This is a genomic window from Pedobacter rhizosphaerae, assembly GCF_900111155.1.
In the GTDB taxonomy this organism is placed as follows: domain Bacteria; phylum Bacteroidota; class Bacteroidia; order Sphingobacteriales; family Sphingobacteriaceae; genus Pedobacter; species Pedobacter rhizosphaerae.
This window is the reverse complement of sequence record NZ_FOGG01000003.1, coordinates 168586-188968: the sequence shown is the minus strand read 5'-3', so window position 1 is coordinate 188968 and position 20383 is coordinate 168586. Positions and strand designations below refer to the sequence as shown.

At 39.5% G+C, this 20383-nt stretch carries 11 protein-coding genes; 7 read left to right on the top strand and 4 right to left on the bottom strand.

Features of this window, described 5'->3' with window-relative positions:
* Positions 1-2: 2 nt before the first annotated feature.
* Together BMX11_RS03540 and BMX11_RS03535 are read left to right on the top strand one after the other, a co-directional pair.
* Positions 3-1901 (top strand): TlpA disulfide reductase family protein, encoded by a 1899-nt coding sequence (locus tag BMX11_RS03540; RefSeq protein ID WP_090881499.1) that lies wholly within the window; start codon positions 3-5, stop codon positions 1899-1901.
* Positions 1902-2020: 119 nt separating this feature from the next.
* Entirely contained in the window at positions 2021-3172 is a 1152-nt protein-coding gene (locus BMX11_RS03535; protein WP_139180121.1) for an AhpC/TSA family protein, read from the top strand.
* Between the two features lie 118 nt (positions 3173-3290).
* Here BMX11_RS03535 and BMX11_RS03530 read toward each other — a convergent pair whose 3' ends face one another.
* Complete coding sequence (locus BMX11_RS03530) at positions 3291-3749, bottom strand: LEA type 2 family protein (RefSeq protein WP_090881495.1); 459 nt, start codon at positions 3747-3749, stop codon at positions 3291-3293.
* A 311-nt stretch (positions 3750-4060) separates the two neighbouring features.
* On the opposite strand from BMX11_RS03530, the gene BMX11_RS03525 reads away from it, so the two are divergent.
* Entirely contained in the window at positions 4061-7924 is a 3864-nt protein-coding gene (locus tag BMX11_RS03525; protein ID WP_090881493.1) for a TIM-barrel domain-containing protein, read from the top strand.
* Between the two features lie 81 nt (positions 7925-8005).
* Here the strand turns inward: BMX11_RS03525 and BMX11_RS03520 are convergent, their stop codons facing one another.
* A complete protein-coding gene (locus BMX11_RS03520; protein ID WP_090881491.1) occupies positions 8006-8833 on the bottom strand; it encodes an alpha/beta fold hydrolase in 828 nt (275 codons plus the stop codon).
* Positions 8834-8960: 127 nt separating this feature from the next.
* On the opposite strand from BMX11_RS03520, the gene BMX11_RS03515 reads away from it, so the two are divergent.
* The gene (locus tag BMX11_RS03515) at positions 8961-11528 is read left to right on the top strand and encodes a M1 family metallopeptidase (RefSeq protein WP_090881488.1); all 2568 of its coding nucleotides are present in this window, start codon (positions 8961-8963) and stop codon (positions 11526-11528) included.
* Between the two features lie 225 nt (positions 11529-11753).
* On the opposite strand, the gene mnmA is transcribed toward BMX11_RS03515, so the two are convergent.
* Complete coding sequence (gene mnmA, locus BMX11_RS03510; RefSeq protein ID WP_090881486.1) at positions 11754-12845, bottom strand: tRNA 2-thiouridine(34) synthase MnmA; 1092 nt, start codon at positions 12843-12845, stop codon at positions 11754-11756.
* 1111 nt (positions 12846-13956) lie between these two features.
* On the opposite strand from mnmA, the gene BMX11_RS03505 reads away from it, so the two are divergent.
* The 3 genes from BMX11_RS03505 to BMX11_RS03495 all read left to right on the top strand — a co-directional run bounded on the left by BMX11_RS03505 (position 13957) and on the right by BMX11_RS03495 (position 18828).
* The gene (locus BMX11_RS03505; RefSeq protein ID WP_090881484.1) at positions 13957-16248 is read left to right on the top strand and encodes a GH92 family glycosyl hydrolase; all 2292 of its coding nucleotides are present in this window, start codon (positions 13957-13959) and stop codon (positions 16246-16248) included.
* Between the two features lie 1170 nt (positions 16249-17418).
* Positions 17419-18291, top strand: coding sequence for an NAD(P)-dependent oxidoreductase (locus tag BMX11_RS03500; protein WP_090881483.1), 873 nt, complete (start codon positions 17419-17421; stop codon positions 18289-18291).
* A gap of 141 nt (positions 18292-18432) precedes the next feature.
* Complete coding sequence (locus tag BMX11_RS03495) at positions 18433-18828, top strand: DUF805 domain-containing protein (protein ID WP_090881672.1); 396 nt, start codon at positions 18433-18435, stop codon at positions 18826-18828.
* A gap of 15 nt (positions 18829-18843) precedes the next feature.
* Here the strand turns inward: BMX11_RS03495 and BMX11_RS03490 are convergent, their stop codons facing one another.
* The gene (locus BMX11_RS03490) at positions 18844-20034 is read right to left on the bottom strand and encodes an acetyltransferase domain-containing protein (protein WP_090881481.1); all 1191 of its coding nucleotides are present in this window, start codon (positions 20032-20034) and stop codon (positions 18844-18846) included.
* Positions 20035-20383: the final 349 nt, after the last annotated feature.

Sequence of the window (20383 nt, the reverse complement as noted above, 5' to 3'; positions counted from 1 at the left end):
CTATGAAAAAGTTAGTTAGTTTATTGATGCTGGCGATTCCCTTTATGGGAATTTGCCAGCAAAAATATAAGATCACAGGTGTGATATCTGGCGTTCCGTCAAAGGCTAAAATGTATCTGGTTTATGACCAGGGAAATACTTTTGTTAAAGACTCTTGTCGTTTAACTGCTGGTACCTTCAAGTTTTCAGGTTTATTTAAAGGGCCTAAGTCGGCTATTTTGGTGCTCAGTAGAACAGGTAAGTATGCAGATACTGGTGTGTTGGATATGCAATCGGTTTACTTAGAGGCCACACCGGTGCGAGTGATAGGGAGCGATTCTGTAGCCAAAGCCAAGATCACTGGTGGTACATTGAATGCACAAAACCAGGAAAAGTTAAGGCTTATAAAAAATATAAAAGGATCTGTGTATCAGCAAGAACCTAAACTGGTAACTGCGTTTGTAGCGCGTTATCCAACCTCGAAGGTAAGTTTAGACTGGCTCATGAGCTTTTCGCCCAAAAACCAATGGGTAGCTGATAGCTACGCCAAATTGTCGCCATCACTTAAGCAAAGCACAGCGGCTAAAGCATTTGGATTAGAAATACAACACTTTTTATCTGTATTTCCTGGAAAGGTTGCGCCAGATTTTTCACTCTCAGATTCAAAAGGAAAGATCAGAAAGCTATCAGACTTTAAAGGAAAATACGTCTTGCTTGATTTCTGGGCCAGCTATTGCAAGCCATGTAGGGCAGCAAATCCTGGATTAAAAGCATTGTATGATGCCCTAAAATCGACAGGTAAATTTGAAATCGTGGGTATTTCTGCCGATCGGAGCAAGGCACCCTGGTTAAAAGCCATTGAAGAAGATCAGCTTTCATGGACACAATTGATAGATCTTCCTAATGAGGGCACTACTAAAGCTACTGACTTATACAGTGTAAGTATACTGCCAACACATTATTTAATTGGCCCTGACGGAAAAATTTTATCGCTTGATGTGCTTGCTAAAATAAAAAAAGACAAGGTTTTGCCAGCAGAAGAAAAAGCTGGGGTTATGGGGAAACTGTCTGATCTTGTAGAAACCAATATATTAACGGCATTAAAAAAGGAACAATTGAGCGAAGTTGGCTTTAAAGAAGATTTCAATGATGTTGATAACCAGTTGAATACAGATATAGGTGAATCAGCACTTTCAAATGAATTGGGAATGCTTAAATTTCCTGAAGACAGTTTAGCGATTAATAGGCTGATTAATACCAGAGGAACACCGATGTATAAACAGAAGCAGAAAATGAAAAAAGCATTTATTGCCAGCCATCCGAACTCGTTTCTGAGTCTTTACCTGTTAAATGAGATGGAAATCATGTATTCTACTGAAAGCTATGCTGCGGCATTTAATGCACTTTCTGATCAGTTAAAAGCAACAAGTATCGCAGAAAAAATTAAAGCTCGTTTAGAAAAAGGTAATGCCACACCTGTAGGAACGCTGGCTGTTGATTTTAAACGGATAGATCAGTTTGGCAAAACAGTCAAACTAAGTGATTATAAAGGTAAACTGGTTATTCTCGATTTCTGGGGAACCTGGTGTATTCCATGCAGGCTAACACATCCTCATTTGAAAGAGCTGTATAGTAGGTACAAAGCTAAAGGCCTGGAAATTGTTGCGGTAGCCAACGAAAAAACAAAAGATCCCGAAAAAGCCAGAGTGGGCTGGCTGGGTGCTATTAAAAAAGACGATGTCAATTGGGTGCAGGTGCTTAATAAAGAAGGAGAGGATAATCAGGATATCGTAAAAGATTATGCCATTACGAGCTATCCAACCAAATTATTGTTAGATCAAAATGGAAAAATACTCATGCGTGTTATTGGTGGAATGAATGATGAAATGGATATTCTAATCAAGTCAATCCTTGATAAGTAGAGATGCTTGCCACCAGATCAGACTACAATTATTAGCTATAAAAAAGGGTGAAGGATATTATTTCTTCACCCTTTTTTACTTGCAGTTCGCCTATTGTTTATATCAAAACCCAAACAACCATGAAAAGAATTTTATTACTGTTATTATTAGCGCCATTTGCAAGCTTTGCGCAGCAAAATTTTACCATAAATGGAAAGATAAAAATACAAAATGCACCCGCCAAGGTAATGCTCTACTATACCGTAAATGGCAAAACCACAATAGATTCGACGGAGATGAAAGATGGAATTTTCAGCTTTAAAGGTCAAATTGCTGAGCCTGTTGCAGCATTCCTAAAGTTTAAAAAAGAGGGGCCAAAACCAAAGCCCGGTATGCGTACTAAAACCGATATGCTAAACTTTGCAGTTGAACCTGGGGTAATTAGCATCGTATCTCAGAATGATTCACTTCAGTCTGCAGTGGTAAGCGGCACTGAGGTGGCGGATGGTATGTCTAAATATACTTCGGCACAAAAGGCAATACTGGCTAAAGTAAAGGTTTTTATGGAGCCATATCACGCAGCTAGCCTTGAGCAAAAGAAAGATGAGGTTTTTGTTCGACCTTTCCAGAAAGGAATGGAGCAGTTTCAGGTCGAACTGGATAACGTACCAATGGATTTTATCCGAAACAACCCAAATTCCTTTGCCAGTTTAATTTTGTTTAAGCAATTTGTATTTAAATCTGCTGACCCATCAGCTTCTGAACGTATTTTCAATGGATTATCTGCTCGCCTAAGGGAAAGTGAGATGGGCAAACCGCTACAGCAACAAATAAAGGTGGCAAAGGTGTTTGCTATAGGTCAACAGGCACCAGATTTTACTCAAAATGATGTAGACGGTAAACCGGTAAAGTTGTCTGATTTTAAAGGAAAGTATGTTCTGCTGGATTTTTGGGCTTCCTGGTGCGGTCCATGCAGAGCGGAGAATCCTTGGGTAAAGCACATGTACGAACGATATAAGGACAAAAACTTTACTGTATTGGGTGTTTCACTAGACCATCCAGGGCAAAAAGCAGCATGGTTAAAAGCTATTGCAGATGACGGATTGACCTGGACCAACGTTTCAGATCTTAAAGGAGGACAAAATGATGTAGCCCAACAGTATCTTGTACAGGCCATACCTTGCAGTTTCCTGATTGGGCCTGATGGAAAGATCATAGCCAAAAATCTTAGAGGCACTCATCTGACTAACAAACTTGTAGAATTATTCGGAGAGATAAAAGCAGAAAAATAAAAGAAATCAGTGTTTCCTAACGTAATACGGGCAACATCAAGTTAGAGGATAGCTATATATGTGAGCGGGAAGCCCCTGAAGTTTTCCGCTCAACTTTTTGGATAGGCGATTATGAAACCTAAAAAGGTTTCATAATCAAATTGATGTCGTGCTTACCCTTGTAGCTGATATCGAGTGTTTTGTTAACAACACCAACGCTTCCTTTAAATTTCCCGGTAATGGAAACAACAGTACCATCAAGCTTTAAGCCATGAGTAGAAAGATAAGGCATGTCTATTTTCAGGTAAGCCGGAACTTTGAACACGGAATGTGCCGGTACAAAAAACGTAGTATCTATTTGCGCTGTTCCAAGTTTTAACGTGTCCAGATAAATCGTTGCTTCCCCTCCTTTAAAAGTAAATCCCATGCTGCTTTGATTGTAACATACAGCCTTGGTTCGAATAGTAGGATTACTGCCTTCCCATTTTAATACTTCAACATCAAGCGTTGGCGGCATTCTAAATTGAGGTGTTTTAAAGGGGCTGCAGGCACATAATCCCACTGCCAGAAACAATGTTAAAATAGATTTATTGAACATAACTTTTATAGTTGATTATGTGAAAGGCAATAAATATGTTAAAAGGGGTGAAGAAAGTATTTTATTTTCTTCACCCCTTTTTTTCTCTTCCATGCCTATATTCAGATATTTCAATCATTTTTGTTGCACAGCGCTGTAAAATCTCAATTATTAATGCAAGAGGAAGCCATTTATCATATCTTCTTTACATACTTGTTTACCATTTCTCTGTTCTAATTTCTATATTCGCTGCCACTAACTAAATCTCCTTGCACTCATCCGACTGCAAATGATCTCGCTATTTATCAGTATTTGACTATTAAATATAAACTATGAAGAAGAGATTTGGGCTTTTTATGTCCCAAAATGCGATTTTATTAGCCACGGCATTACCCTTAAACGCCGAACCATCAGCTATTGGGTTGGCCTCCAAAACGAAATGGGTTACTCCAGTTCAGCAGCATGCATTGAAAATTATCAGTGCAAAAAAGATCAATGAAACAACAATAGAAGTATTGTTCTCCAACCAGCAAAGGTTAGCATTCGATTTTTATGCTGGGAATATTTTCCGGCTATTTCAGGATAATCATGGTGGTTTTATCAGAGATCCTGAGGCGACACCAGCAGCTAAAATTTTGGTTGAAAATCCGAGAAGGCCTGTTCTCAAACTTCAAATTGAAGATCAAAACAATGTCATCACCATTAGCAGTGATAAAATTATTGTTCAGCTCGATAAAAATTCGACTTTATTAAAAGTAACTAATCTGGCTACGAAAGCAGTTGTACTGGAAGAAATAGCACCTGTTCAATTTGAAAAGGATAAGGTAAGCTTAACCTTTAAGGAAAATGCAGCAGAATACTTTTATGGCGGTGGCGTACAGAATGGTCGTTTCTCGCATAAAGGCAAAGTGATTGCGATAGAAAACCAAAACAGCTGGACCGATGGAGGTGTGGCATCCCCAACGCCTTATTTTTGGTCGACCAATGGTTATGCCATCTTGTGGAATACTTTTAAAAAAGGAAACTATGACTTTGGTGCTGAGGAAAAAGGTGCCGTAAAATTGTCGCATGATACGGGTTATCTGGATGCCTTTATCATGGTTGGCAATGGTGCAGTGGCATTACTGAACGATTTTTATCAGCTCACAGGAAACCCGGTCCTGTTACCCAAATTCGGGTTTTATCAAGGTCATTTAAATGCTTACAACCGCGATTTTTGGAAGGAAGATGATAAGGGAACATTATTTGAAGATGGTAAGCGCTATAAAGAAGCACAAAAAGACAATGGTGGGGTAAAAGAATCACTCAATGGTGAAAAAAATAACTATCAGTTTTCTGCACGGGCGGTTATCGATCGATACAAAAAGAACGATATGCCTTTTGGATGGCTGCTTCCAAATGACGGCTATGGAGCAGGTTATGGCCAAACAGAAACATTAGATGGCAATATTCAAAACCTTAAAAGTCTTGGCGATTACGCCAGAAAGAATGGAGTAGAGATAGGTCTTTGGACACAATCAGATCTTCATCCTAAATCCGAAGTGACTGCGCTTTTGCAAAGAGACATCATTAAGGAAGTTAGAGATGCAGGTGTACGTGTACTGAAAACCGACGTGGCCTGGGTAGGTGCCGGATATTCATTCGGACTTAATGGGGTAGCCGATGTAGGCCAAATTATGCCTTATTATGGCAATAACGCCAGACCTTTTATTATCTCCTTAGATGGTTGGGCGGGCACACAACGTTATGCAGGTATTTGGTCAGGAGATCAAACCGGCGGGGTTTGGGAATATATCCGTTTCCACATCCCCACTTATTTAGGTGCTGGTTTATCTGGTCAGCCAAACATTACTTCGGATATGGACGGCATTTTTGGAGGAAAAAACACCACCATCAATACCAGAGATTTTCAATGGAAAACCTTTACACCGATGGAGTTGAATATGGATGGCTGGGGAGCGAATGAGAAATATCCACATGCCTTGGGTGAGCCTTTTACCTCCATTAACCGAAACTATTTAAAACTTAAGTCGGAGTTGCTCCCTTATACCTATAGTATTGCTAAAGAGGCTTTAACTGGCTTGCCCATAATCAGGGCGATGTTTTTGGAGTACCCAAATAACTATACCCAGGGTACGTCAACGCAATACCAATTTATGTATGGCCCTTATTTCCTGGTGGCTCCAATTTATCAGCCCACTAGACTGGATGAAAAAGGCAATGATATCCGCAATGGAATTTATCTTCCCGATGGAAATTGGATAGATTACTTTACCGGAGCGCAATATGCCGGAAACAGTATTTTGAATAGTTTTGATGCACCAGTATGGAAGTTGCCGGTATTGGTGAAAAATGGTGCCATTATCCCGATGGCTAAAGCGAATAATAACGTCGCGGAGATTGATAAGGGAAAGCGTATTTATGAACTTTATCCTGCAGGAAAAACTTCATTTACGGAATATGATGATGATGGAACAACTGAAGCTTATAAATTGGGAAAAGGCGTTTCTACGCTCATTGAATCAGAAGTAGCAGGGAATAAGGTAACAATTACCATTCAACCTGCAAAGGGAGATTTTGAGGGTTTTGTAAGGCAGAAGACTACTGAGTTTAGGGTGAATGTAACGGAGAAGCCGAAAAAGCTATCTGTTAAAGCAGGGAACGACAAAATTAAACTTACAGAGGTATCGTCTGTGGAAGCATTTTTAAATGGAACAAATGTTTATTTCTACGATGCCAATCCGAACTTAAATCGCTTTTCTACCAAAGGAGAGGCTTTTGAAAAGGTCGTAATAACCAAGAACCCACAGGTTTTGGTAAAAGTAGCGGCTACCGATATTACAAAAAATGCAGTAGTACTTCTTGTTGATGGCTTTAAATTTGCGCCTGCCGACAAGAACCGCGTCACTTCAGGAGCCCTGACTACACCAGCAAATGCCAGGATTACAGATAAAAATACAGAAGCTTATACCTTAAAGCCAAGCTGGACTCCAGTAGCCAATGCAGATTTCTATGAAATTGATTTTAATGGAATGCATTACACCACCATTAAAGACACCACTTTATTATTTGATGGATTACAGGCAGAAACAGCTTACTCCTTTAAATTACGGGCAGCCAATAAGGATGGTTACTCAGATTGGACGGAAATTAAGGCTACAACTAAATCTAATCCGCTGGAGTTTGCGATTCAGGGAATTATAGCTGAAACAACAGCAGAAAATCAAGGAGGTTCTGGAATTAACAAGCTTTTCGATTATGATGAAGGAAATATGTGGCATACTAAATGGGGCGTAAAATCTATTCCTTTTGATATGATTATGGATCTGAAGTCGGTTAACCAGTTGGATAAATTCCTTTATTTACCTCGGTCGGGAAGGGGAAATGGAATCCTCTTAAAAGGAAAGGTATTTTTTAGTAATAATAAAGAAAGCTGGACGGAAGCCGGAGCCTTTGAATGGGCTAATAATGATGAAGTTAAGGTGTTTAACTTTAGTAATCATCCAACCGCACGCTACATTAAAATTGCTGTAGCCGATGGGGTAGGTGGCTTTGGATCGGGACGTGAACTTTACGTGTTTAAAGTTCCAGGTACAGAAAGCTATCTTCCGGGAGATATCAATAACGATCATCTGATCGATAAAAATGATTTGACCTCCTACATCAATTACACCGGATTAAGAAAAGGTGATGCAGATTTTGAAGGTTATATCAGCAATGGCGATATCAATAAAAATAATTTAATTGATGCTTATGATATTTCTATAGTCGCCACGCAACTAGATGGTGGTGTAAACAATGCTAAGATAGATCAGTTAGCCGGGAAACTAGCTATCAGTACGGCAAAAGCACTTTACAACAAGGATGAAATTATCGAAGTTAAAGTGAAGGGGCTGGATCTAAAATCAGTAAATGCCTTAAGCTTTGCACTGCCTTATAACGCGCAGGATTATGAGTTTATAGGGGTGGTAAATTTGAGTGCTAAACAAATGGATAACTTAACTTATAATCGCTTACATACCAATGGTGAGCAGGTTTTATATCCAACTTTTGTTAATCTGGGCGCTAAGGAAGCCTTAACAGGCACGAAAGACCTATTCCTGTTAAAGTTAAAAGCTAAACGTAAACTGAAGTTTGAACTTAAATTAAAAGAAGGCATCCTCGTAGATAAGAAGCTGAATACCTTAAGGTTTTAAACTATAAGTGTAGATTGAGAAAGGAGTTAGGAGGGGAGTAGAGCCCCTTACCTGACTCCTTTTTTATTGGTATAATTCGAACTATTTTTCTTTCAGAAACTCTTCAATAGCAGAAAGTACAGGGTAATAACCATCATTTGCTGTTGCGGTGGTAATCTCCCCAATGTAATCGCCGTGCCCCCCTGGCCAGATCAAGAGCCTGGCATCAGGTATTTGCCTCGACATTTCTACAGCGTGTTCCGGGGTAACAACATCTTTATCTCCTGCAATAATCAGCGTAGGGGCTTTTATCCCCTTAATATCTTCTTCATTCATATCCGTAAACGATTGCATCCTGGTTACATCTCTTTTATAGCTGGATAAAAGCGCATTTTCATCAGGATTTACCGCCAGAAAGCCCTCTTTCAGTTGTTTAGGCATTTGATCAAAGGAGGGCGTTTTCATCATTTCCCAAAGCCATGGGTAAGCTCCAGATTTTTTGTACATAGTAGAGGCAACAATGATTTTATTAACCAGCTCGGGATATTTTATGGCTAAAGTAAGCGCTGTACTCGCACCATTACTAAAACCAAAAATATCTGCTTTACTAATGCCGAGTTGCTTTAATAATGCAGCCACATCACTGGCATCGTGGTCAAAACTCAACGCTCGGTCTATGTCGGCAGTACGGCCATGTGCCTGCAATTCTACCGCAATAACCTGGTGTTGTTTGGCTAAATCTGGCAAAACCCTTCCAAATGTGGTTTCGATAGTTGATCCACCTCCATGGATTAAGACTAAAGGATAGCCTTTCCCATGAATTTCATAATACATTTTTAAGCCATTTACGGTGGCATATTTACCATTGGTTTGCGACATAGCGTTTGATATGAATATGATTATAATTAGAACCGTGTTTAATGCTTTCATCCTTCCATTCTTTTAATTCAATAATTGTTTAAATATACGTGCAAAATTAAAGTGACAAAAGAGGCATTCATGACTAATTTCGGGGTATTCATGCCATTCAATCCCAGTGATTTTATATGTTTGTAACATGACTAAACTTATTACCCGATTTTGCTTTACGGCAGCTTTTTTATTTTCATTTTTATTGCTCAGGGCCGCAGAACCAGAAGTGGTTAAAGGCGTTTCCAGGGAATTAGCTACGTATCGAAAAAAGGTAATCAGTCAAATCAGTTATCAGTTAAGCCTGGATATTCCCCTGGAACGAAAAAAAGCCATTCAGGCATCGGAATCGATTACATTTAAATTACTTTCCAATAAGTATAACCTGCAACTCGATTTCAGGGAAAACGGCGATAAAATTAAAACGATCCAGGTGAATGGTAAAAGTACTGCGGTTGTTTTTAAGGAAGAGCATATTATTATTGATAAATCACTGCTTATCGCAGGAGACAATCAGATTCAGTTGGTTTTTGAGGCCGGAGAAGCGGCGCTGAATAGAAATGCCGATTACCTGTACACCTTATTTGTACCTGACCGAGCCCGAACGGTATTTCCCTGCTTTGACCAACCAGACCTGAAAGCCACTTATAAACTCAGTCTTACCATTCCAGATAGCTGGAAAGCGATAGCTAATGCTCAAGAAGAAAATACCCTGAATAATCAGGACAGGAAAACGATCTCCTTTAAAACTTCCGATCTTTTGAGTACCTATCTGTTCTCTTTTGCTGCCGGTAAGTTTGATCTTCATACCGGTCAGATTGCGGGAATGCAGCGTGATTTTTTATATCGGGAAACAGACACGGCCAAGATTAAAAATAGCATGACCGAAATCTTTAAAATCCATGAACATTCGCTTCGGTATTTTGAAAATTGGACCGCGATCCCTTATCCTTTTCAAAAGTTTGGATTTGTGGCTATTCCGGATTTTCAATTTGGAGGTATGGAGCATGTAGGTGCCATCCAATACAAGGCTTCATCACTTTTTTTAGATCCCAGTGCTACAAAGGATCAATTGAATGCCCGATCTAATCTTATTGCACATGAAACTGCCCATATGTGGTTCGGCGATCTGGTAACGATGAGCTGGTTCAACGATGTGTGGATGAAGGAAGTGTTTGCCAATTTTATGGCTGATAAAAGTAACGAAGGCCTGGCTAGCGATAGTAATTTTGATCTTAAGTTTCTCATTGATCATTTTCCTGCTGCTTATGCAACGGATAGAACCACTGGCGCTAATCCTATACGGCAACAATTAGACAATTTGCAAGATGCGGGTTCCATGTATGGAAATATCATTTATCACAAAGCTCCAATCATGATGCGTCAATTGGAATTGTTAATGGGTAAGGAGAAATTTCAGCAAGGCATTAGAGAATACCTTAAAAAGTTTAGTAATGGTAATGCTTCCTGGCCGGAATTGATTGAGGTACTGGATCTTTATACCGATGCAAATTTAAAAAAATGGAATAAGGTATGGGTAGATGAAACGGGCAGACCTATTATAAACTATGAAATCAAGTATAACCAGGATAAAATTAAGAAGTTTTCCATCCGCCAGGAGGCAGAATATAATACCAGGGGGATTTGGCCACAATTTTTCGATCTTACGCTCTTTTATCCAGACACGGTGAAAAATATTACAGTTAATATGAACGCCGCTAGTGTGACAGTTGAAGCATTGAAAGGTGCTGATAAACCCTTGTTTGTGTTGTTCAATTCAGCCGGACAAGGATATGGCTTATGGCCGGTAGACCCTGAAATGCCTAAGCAGGTTTACACCATCAAAAATCCAGTGAGTAGGGCATCTGCTTATATCACTTTGTACGAGAATATGTTAAATGGTAGAGCAGTAAAGCCTGTTTTTTTACTTAACCTTTTAATGAATGGTTTAGAAAGGGAACAGGAGGAATTAAACCTTCGATTGATTAATGGCTATATCAGTTCCATTTATTGGGAATTTATAACTGCCGAAGAACGGAAGGTATGGAGTAGCCGTTTAGAGCAAGCGGTATGGGCTGCAATGAAAAAACAAAAATTAGCCAATAACAAAAAGATTCTATTCAAAACCTATCAGGATATTTTCATTTCTCATGGTGCCATGGATACCCTTTATACCGTTTGGTGTAAACAGCAGGCACCTGCTGGCGTTAAACTTACAGAGGATGATTATACCAGTTTAGCCTTTTCACTTTCCCTAAGGGAGAATAAATACCCGGATATTTTAAATAAACAGCTGGATAGAATTACCAATCCTGATCGTAAGAGCAGGTTCAAATTTATCATGCCGGCAGTTTCGGAAAAGGCCGCTGTTAGGGATGAGTTTTTCAATAGCTTAGCTTTAAAATCCAATAGGGAGAAGGAAGCCAATGTAACAACTGCCCTTACTTACCTTCATCATTCTTTAAGACAAAGTACATCGCTGAAATACCTGGTTAAGAGTTTAGATTTATTGGCAGAAATTCAACGTACGGGGGATATCTTTTTTCCGCAAAACTGGCTACAAGCAACTTTTGGTAATTATCAAAGTGCCGAAGCGGCAGAAATTGTCCAAACCTTTTTAGCGGCTAATCCTGACTATAACCCTAAACTCAGACTTAAAATACTACAAGCCGCAGACAATCTGTTTAGGGCTCAAAAGCTACTTAAGGCAGAATAATTGCATAAATAACGGGACGTATACCGTTATTTTACCTTAGCTTAAATATTAAAATTATTACTTCGCTGTATATTTGAAAATTACCAATCACTCGGTATTGACTGGCTGAAGAAAGTAATGGATATTTGCTTAAGAATTAAATCAACGGGACGATTTAGATTCAAAACAAAAAAAGAGAGGCCTAGTTAGTCTCTCTTTTTATTTTATAGAAAATATGGATAATGCTTAAACTAGAAAGCCACCACCCAATAAGTCATTGCCTTCATAAAAAACAGCCGATTGGCCTGGTGCAATAGCAGATACTGCATGATCAAAAACAACACGCATTTTATCTTTTTCCTGAACGATGGTGCTTAACATACCTGCATCTTTATAACGGATTTTGGTAATTACATCATTCATCGGTTCTTCAATGCTGGCGTATTTAACCAGGTTAATATTTCTAACCATAGCTTCACGACGCTCTAACTCGTCTGCTCTCCCTAAAACAACGGTATTGCTTTCTGGTAAAATCTGCGTAACAAACATGGGCTCGCCAAACGCTATACCCAAACCCTTACGTTGCCCAATGGTGTAAAAAGGATAACCTTTATGCTGGCCAACAACCATTCCATTGCTTAATATAAAGTTTCCACCTGCTACTCTGTCTTCCAGGTCTTCTACTTTATGTTTTAGGAAGGCACGGTAGTCATTGTCAGGTACGAAACAGATTTCATAGCTTTCAGATTTTTTGGCCAGTTCTTCCTGTCCCATATCTAAAGCCATTTGTCTGATTTCAGATTTGGCAAAGCTACCCAAAGGGAATTTGGTTCTGGAAAGGTTTTCCTGAGAAACGCCCCAAAGCACATAAGATTGATCTTTATTTTCGTCCTTGCCTTTAGAAATCACATAGCGGCCACTATCTTGTTGACGGATATTGGCATAATGTCCTGTTGCGATAAATTCACAATCCAGTTTATTGGCACGCTTTAACAAAGCTTCCCATTTAATATGGGTATTGCATAAAACACATGGGTTAGGTGTTCTTCCCGCAAGGTATTCATCAACGAAATTATCGATTACATAATCGCCAAATTCATCACGAATATCTAAAATATAGTGCGGAAAGCCATAATTAACAGCCAGGGTACGGGCATCATTAATACTATCTAATGAGCAACATCCGGTTTCCTTACTACTTCCGCCTGCACTGGCATAATCCCAGGTCTTCATGGTTAAGCCAATAACCTCATAACCTTGCTCATGCAGCATTACAGCTGCTACAGAGCTATCAACCCCGCCACTCATGGCTACCAGAATTCTACCGTGTTTACTCATTTTAAAAATATAGAAATGCAAAAATAAGGTTTATTTGTTTTAATTCAGTCTGGTAGGGTCAGTAACTTGTAAAAAGCATTTTCGATTGTAGGTTTTTTTTAACACAAAGAACGCAAAGTAAGGCTGCAAAATAGTATGTGAGGTGGATAGGCATCTAGTCCCGTAACTTACAACACATAACCCGCAACACATTTAACCACGGAGAACACCAAGATAAGGCACAGAGAACGCAAAGTAAGGCTGCAAAATAGTATGTGAGGTGGATAGGCATCTAGCCCCCTAACCTACAACACATAACCCGCAACACATTTAACCACGGAGAACACCAAGATAAGGCACAGAGAATGCAGAGCTGGGCTTATATTTTTCTTACATTCTCATATGGTTCAAAATTAGTTGCAAAGTTTAAGTTAATTAGGCGTTTCGACCCATAACTCGGAACACGTAACCCACAACCCCGCAAAGTACAGAGCTGGGCTTATTTTTTCTTACATGGCTCATATGGTTCAAAATAAGCTGTGCAATTCAAGATTCCTAATATGGTGATACGTTAGTTCACACACCCAAACTTATAACTTAAAACGTACAACTTACAACTGTTTCAACCGGAGAACACCAAGAGAGGCACAGAGAACGCAGAGCTGGGCTTATATTTTTCTTACATGTCTCATATGGTTCAAAATAAGCTGCAACGTTTAAGTTAATTAGGCGTTTCGACCCATAACTCGGAACACGTAACCCACAACCCCGCAAAGTACAGAGCTGGGCTTATATTTTTCTTAGATGGCTTATATGGTAAAAACAATTTAAAGTTTGTCGCCTCAGCCAGGACACATCTCATTAATCGTCCTGCTGAATTTATTTCAGCATCTTTTCCCTATCACACATTTAAAGTGGTTCTATCTTTTAAATTTTTACTAAAACTCCTTTTTACAACAACAACTTACACTCATCATATACAACACATACCCAAGATTATACTGCTATGTTGACCAAAGCTTAAAGTCAACTGTGTTTTTTCTATTAATTAAACGTTTTAGTCGTGCTTTATTCGAAGATTTGTATTTTAATTTCTACCTTTAGAAACTTCAAATATTACGCTAAATTTTAAATGAATATGATTAAAAAAATGATCCTGCCTTGTCTTTTGCTGTCTGCTTTTATGGCTTGTGCGCAGCAGCAACTGGTGCAGTATGTTAAACCGATTATAGGTACGGAGAAGATGGGCCACACTTATCCCGGTGCTACCGTTCCGTTTGGTGCTGTACAGTTAAGCCCTGAAACCGATACCTTATCTTATGAGGTAAACGGTAAATACAATGGCGATGTATATAAATATTGTGCCGGTTATAAATACGAAGATAAAACCATTACAGGTTTCAGTCATACACATTTCAGTGGTACAGGGCATTCTGATTTAGGAGATTTCCTCATTATGCCTACACAAGGTAAGCTCCAACTTAATCCGGGAACGGCAAGCGATACTAAGAGTGGGTACCGCTCGGCTTTTTCTCATGCCAATGAAGTGGCTGAAGCGGGTTATTATAAGGTAAAACTGGATGATGACAATATCTTAGCAGAGCTTACAGCAACCACCAGAGTAGGTATGCATCAATACACTTTCCCCAAGTCAGACCAATCGCATATCATTTTGGATTTAATGGCGGGAATTTACAATTATGATGAAAAAAACGTTTGGACCTATGTTCGTGTAGTGAATGATACGCTGATTACCGGCTATCGCCAAACCCATGGATGGGCCAGAACCAGAACGGTTTATTTTGCCATGAGTTTTTCTAAGCCATTTAAAAGTTATGGCAGAAAGAGTTACGATGCGAAACAGGCTTACAGAGGTTTTTGGGGTAAGTTTAATCAGGATCAGAACTTCCCGGAAATTGCAGGCAAGAAGTTAAAGATGTACTTTGATTTTGATACGCAAGAAGGAGAGAAGATCAAAATTAAATTTGCCTTATCGCCGGTTAGTCAGGAAAATGCCCTGCAAAACATGCGTGCAGAAATTTCGGGATGGGATTTTGAGAAAGTAAAGGCACAGGCACAGGCCAGCTGGAATAAAGAACTGAATAAAATTCAGGTTACTACTTCTAACGACAATAAAATTAATTTTTATACCGCACTTTACCATGCTTTTATAAACCCCACTACTTACACTGATGTAAACGGAGAGTATAAAGGTTTAGATCAGGATGTGCATAAGGCAGAAGGTTTTACCAATTATACAACTTTCTCATTATGGGATACTTATCGTGCATTGCATCCATTCTTTAATATTATGCAGCCCGGCAGAAGTAATGATATGGTGGCCTCTATGCTGGCACATTATGATCAAAGCAGTTTAAAAATGCTGCCCATCTGGTCGCATTATGCCAACGATAACTGGTGTATGAGTGGCTATCACAGTGTTTCGGTTATTGCAGATGCCATTATAAAAGGTACTTACACGGGCGATCCAAATAAAGCTTTAGATGCTTGTGTAACTACGGCTAAGCACCGCGACTATGAGGGAATTGGTCCTTACATGGCTTTGGGATATATCCCGGCAGAAAAGAGTGGTATCTCTGTATCCAATAATTTAGAATATTCTTATGATGACTGGGCTATTGCACAACTGGCTAAGAAATTAAACCGTACGGATATTTACAATGAATTTATCAAACGTTCTAACAACTGGAAAAACAATTATGATTCTTCGATAGGTTTTATGCGTCCGAAATTGGCTAATGGCAAGTTTAAAGAGAAATTTGATTCAAAAGATACCGAAGGACAAGGCTTTATTGAGGGGAACAGCTGGAATTACAGTTTCTTTGTTCCTCAAGATCCGGCATCTTTAATTGAGATTATGGGTGGGAAGAAAAAGTTTGCTTCCCGTTTAGATACTTTATTTACCATGCATTTGCCTGATGAGTTTTTCGCCCATACTGAGGATATTACCCGTGAGGGCATTATTGGTGGATATGTTCATGGTAATGAGCCGGCACATCACATTGCTTATTTGTACAACTGGGCAGATCAGCCCTGGAAAACCCAGGCGCAAGTTCGTCACATTTTAAACATGCAATACAAACCTACAGCAGACGGACTGGGTGGTAATGATGACTGCGGTCAGATGAGTGCCTGGTATATGTTCTCTGCCATGGGATTTTATCCTGTAGCTCCGGGTTCTGATGTTTATTCGTTGGGAAGTCCTTTGGTAAACAATGCTGTAATTCATTTAGAGAATGGCAAAACTTTTACGGTTGAGGCACTAAAACAAAGTAATAAAAACGTTTATATAGAAAAAGTCTTGTTAAATGGTAAGGAAATTACAAACCACATGATCAAGCATTCTGATATTACAAATGGTGGAAAGATTACCTTTTATATGAGCTCAAAACCTAAGAAATAATAGCAATCATCCCAATTGTTTATTTGGCCGCTAGCTGTAAAGGTTAGCGGTTTTTTTTTGTGTTGCGGGTTAGGTGTTGTGGGTTACGGGGCATGGTGCGTTTAGAATCTTGGCCACGGAAACACTGAAAAATGGGGAATAGGGAATGGGAAATAGGGAATAAATTGAAGCAATGAACATTTGAATGAACCAACGGCTAACAAACCAATGGTTAGCTCAGCGTTCTCTGTGTAAATCTCCTTCTCTCTGTGGTTAATCTAGATTACTTTAGGTCCTTTGGTTCGTGGCGCAGGTATTGTTTAAACAACCACCCCCGTCTGCGCAAGTTTCCCGCACACCCCCTCCTTGAAAAGTAGGGGAGCTGGATTTTCGATGCTTTGCGGTAAAAATGTTGCGGGTTACGTGTTGTGGGTTACGGGGAAGATGCGGTTAGAATCTTAGCCACGGAAACACTGAAAATAGGGAATGGGGAATGGGAAATAGGGAATAGGGAATAGGGAATAGGGAATAAATCGAAGTAATCCAATGAACGTTTGAATGAACCAACGGTTAACGAACCAATGGTTAGCTCAGCGTTCTCTGTGTAAATCTCTTTCTCTCCGTGGTTAATCTAGATTACTAGATTCCGTTGTTCGTGGCGCAGGTATTGTTTTCGATTGAAAAATAACCACCCCCGTCTGCGCACGTTTCCCGCACACCCCCTCCTTGAAAAGTAGGGGAGCTGGATTTTCGATGCTTTGCGTAAGAACTTTGCGCCCTTGGTGGTAAAAATGTTGCGGGTTACGTGTTGTGGGTTACGGGGCACGGTGCGGTTAGAATCTTAGCCACGGAAACACTGAAGGCACGGAAAAAAGGGAATAGGGAATGGGGAATGGGAAATAGGGAATAAATTGAAGCAATGAACATTTGAATGGACCACCGGCTAACAAACCAATGGTTAGCTCAGCATTCTCTGTGTAAATCTCCTTCTCTCTGTGGTTAATCTACATTACTTTGCGTAAAAACTTCGCGCCCTTTGCGGTAAAATGTATGGTGGCTTCTGTGCAAAACTTAGATTCCTTAGGCATCTTAGGTGGTTAAAAATATTTTCGCCTATTAAAAAATACATACAGTATACAAGCGCTTTTACTAATTTTAGCGCATCAAAATATCAATGAAATAAGTTTAACTATGGAAAAGCAACAATTACAAATCGGCTGGATTGGTTTAGGCAATATGGGTAACCCGATGGCTAAGAGAATCGTAAATGCAGGTTTTGCCTTACAGGTATATAATCGCAGTGTAGATAAAAGTCAGGCATTGGCCGAAGCAGGTGCTCAGGTCGCATCTTCTGTTTCATCACTAGTGAAAGATGCTGATATTATTTTTACCATGCTTTCAGATGATCAGGCTGTAAAATCCGTTTATCAGGATGCAGGATTACTGGCCAATGCAGCAGGGAAATTATTTATCGACATGAGTACAATTAAACCCGATACTGCTATCGAACTTTCGAATATGGTGAAAACAGCTGGAGCAAGCTTTTTAAGTGCGCCGGTATCTGGAAGTACAAAGCCCGCCGCAGATGGACAACTCATTATTTTATGCAGTGGTGCAGCAGCAGATTTCGAAATGGCCAAGCCTTTATTTGAAGTGCTTGGGAAGAAAGCGCTACTTTTAGGTGATATAGGCATGGGAAGTAAGGCTAAGCTGGCCATTAATTATTTGGTGGCACTCATGTACTTAGGGCTGGCGGAAACGGTACTCTTTGCAGAGCAGAACGGGATCTCGCGAACAGACATGCTGGATATTATTAATGAAGGAGCCTTAGGCGGTGGACTTACCCGTTCGAAAACACCTTTAATTATTAACGATGATTATCAACCCGCTTTTGCACTTAAGTTAATGGAGAAAGATGTACGTTTGGCTATAGAGGAAGGGGCTAGTTTTCCTTTAACTCAGGCCATGTATCAGGCATATGCCGATGGAGTAAAGAATGGCTACGCAGAAGATGATGTTATGGCTATCTTGAAATCTATTCAGGTTGATGATAATAAGGCCTAAAGACCGAAAATTGCATCGGATTGAAACCGTATTGCTTCTGGAGTCTAAATTAATATTTGTTGTTGGAAAAGCTTTGTGTTTGGATTTGTTAATGAGCCAAATTGCCTGTACTTTCAAATCACCAAACCAAACATAACGCTCATGTTTAAAGACATTTTTTCGTTTTACGGTAGAATCCGTCGCACCGAGTATGCCTTAACTTATATTTTTTATTTGATTTCTTTGTTCGCGATCACAGCAACAAGTGAAATTGCCGGCTCAGAAGCCATCAATGTTTTGATACTACTTCCTCTGTTTATATTCATTGCCCAGGGTGTAAAGCGTTGTCATGATCGGGGCAATTCAGGTTGGTGGATGCTTATCCCTTTTTATGGTTTTGTGATGCTTTTTGCTCCCGGAGATTATGGGCCAAACGAATACGGAGATAACCCCAAGGGAGAGGGGAATGATAATGTTGACCCCTTTGGATATCAATTCAACAATGGTCAGGTGGTAAAGCAACCTGTAGACTTTAATCCACCACCCGGACAGGCATAACTGCTTACTACAGGTTTAAACATAACTCAGCCACCATTGTTGGTGTTTTTCTTTATACTTTTTAAACCACTTGCAAGGAAAATACAGTGAGGCTACTACAGCCAACCAGATCAGATATACCACAGGTAAGTTAAATCCAAAACTAGCCGGGCGGAACCAAAACGGGATTTGCACGATATCTTTGCTGGAATATCCTGTTATAAAGAATAGCAAGATGAGTAGCGTATGTAGCAGATAAAAGTGTAATACATAATAAAAGAATGGGACTGCACCGTATATAGAGATGACTTTACTCCATGAATGGCTGATTTTCTCTGTATAGGCCAGGAACAAAAATGCCGGACCTAAAGTCATGCAGGTATATTGTAAAGAAGGAGGATATTTACTTACATTAAAAAAGGAAAGTAGGTTTTTAAATTGATCATGGTATTCTATTCTGGGGGCAGGATCACCATAGATGTTAATTAACCGCAGTGCGATAAACAACACGATACTTAGATACCCAATTAAAATTAGGTTTCTTTTTCTTCTTTCTGGCTCATAAGCTTTTCTATACCAGGCCGCTACGGCATAGCCTATAAACATGATACCTGTCCAGGGTAAGATGGCATAAAATATTCCGACTAAATGGGTGTTGGACAATGGAACAACAGTACCAAAGGCTGTGAATAGTATTTTAGTTAGGATGCCCAGCGGTTGGGATTGTGGTGCAGGGAAGTAATTCAGAATATCGTGCCCCAAAACCAAAATTAAACCAATAATTAAAATTGTTTGGTAAGAAAGGCGGATAGCCAATCCCAAAAGAACCATACTCCAGCCAATGGCCCAAATCACCTGTAAGATAAGGAAATTATAAAAAGGGTTAAAGGTTAATCCAAGGGTGATAACTGCTAATTCAATCAATACCAGCCATAGGCCTCTTTTAATAAGAAAAGCACTGGCTTCTGCTGGTGTTCTGCGTTGCGCAGCTAAATAAGCAGATAATCCCGAAAGAAAAACAAATATTGGGGCACAGAAATGAGTTATCCACCTGGTAAAGAATAAAATTCCAGTAGTAGTCTCGGGATTTAAAGGATCGCCAGTCATGGCCTGGATGTGAAAAAAATCACGAGTATGATCGAGCGCCATAATGATCATGACTAAACCCCGTAACATATCAATAGAATTAATGCGCTTTGGAGCAGATAGGGTTTCGAGAGTAGCCATATCGCTTAGGTTTAAGTTTGGTTATTAACGTTGTTGCTGTAACAAATATAAGCTTTTAAGCAGGAGATTTGTGTTTGATGTTTCGGAAAGGGTAGTTGATGGGAATACTGGGCTATATTATTAAAGGAAAATCGATTTAGGAATGAGGATATTGCCTTTTTGAATTTTGATGTTCAATATATTTTAATAATATTTGCTTAGTGCTAACCAGATATTGTGTACAAGAACGCTATCATTATCGAGGTTTGGCTAATAATTAATCTGATGTGTAAAGGGGAACAGATTAATGAAGAAATTGCAATTTAGTTATAATTAGTTACATAAGGAGAGAAAACCTAAATACATACAT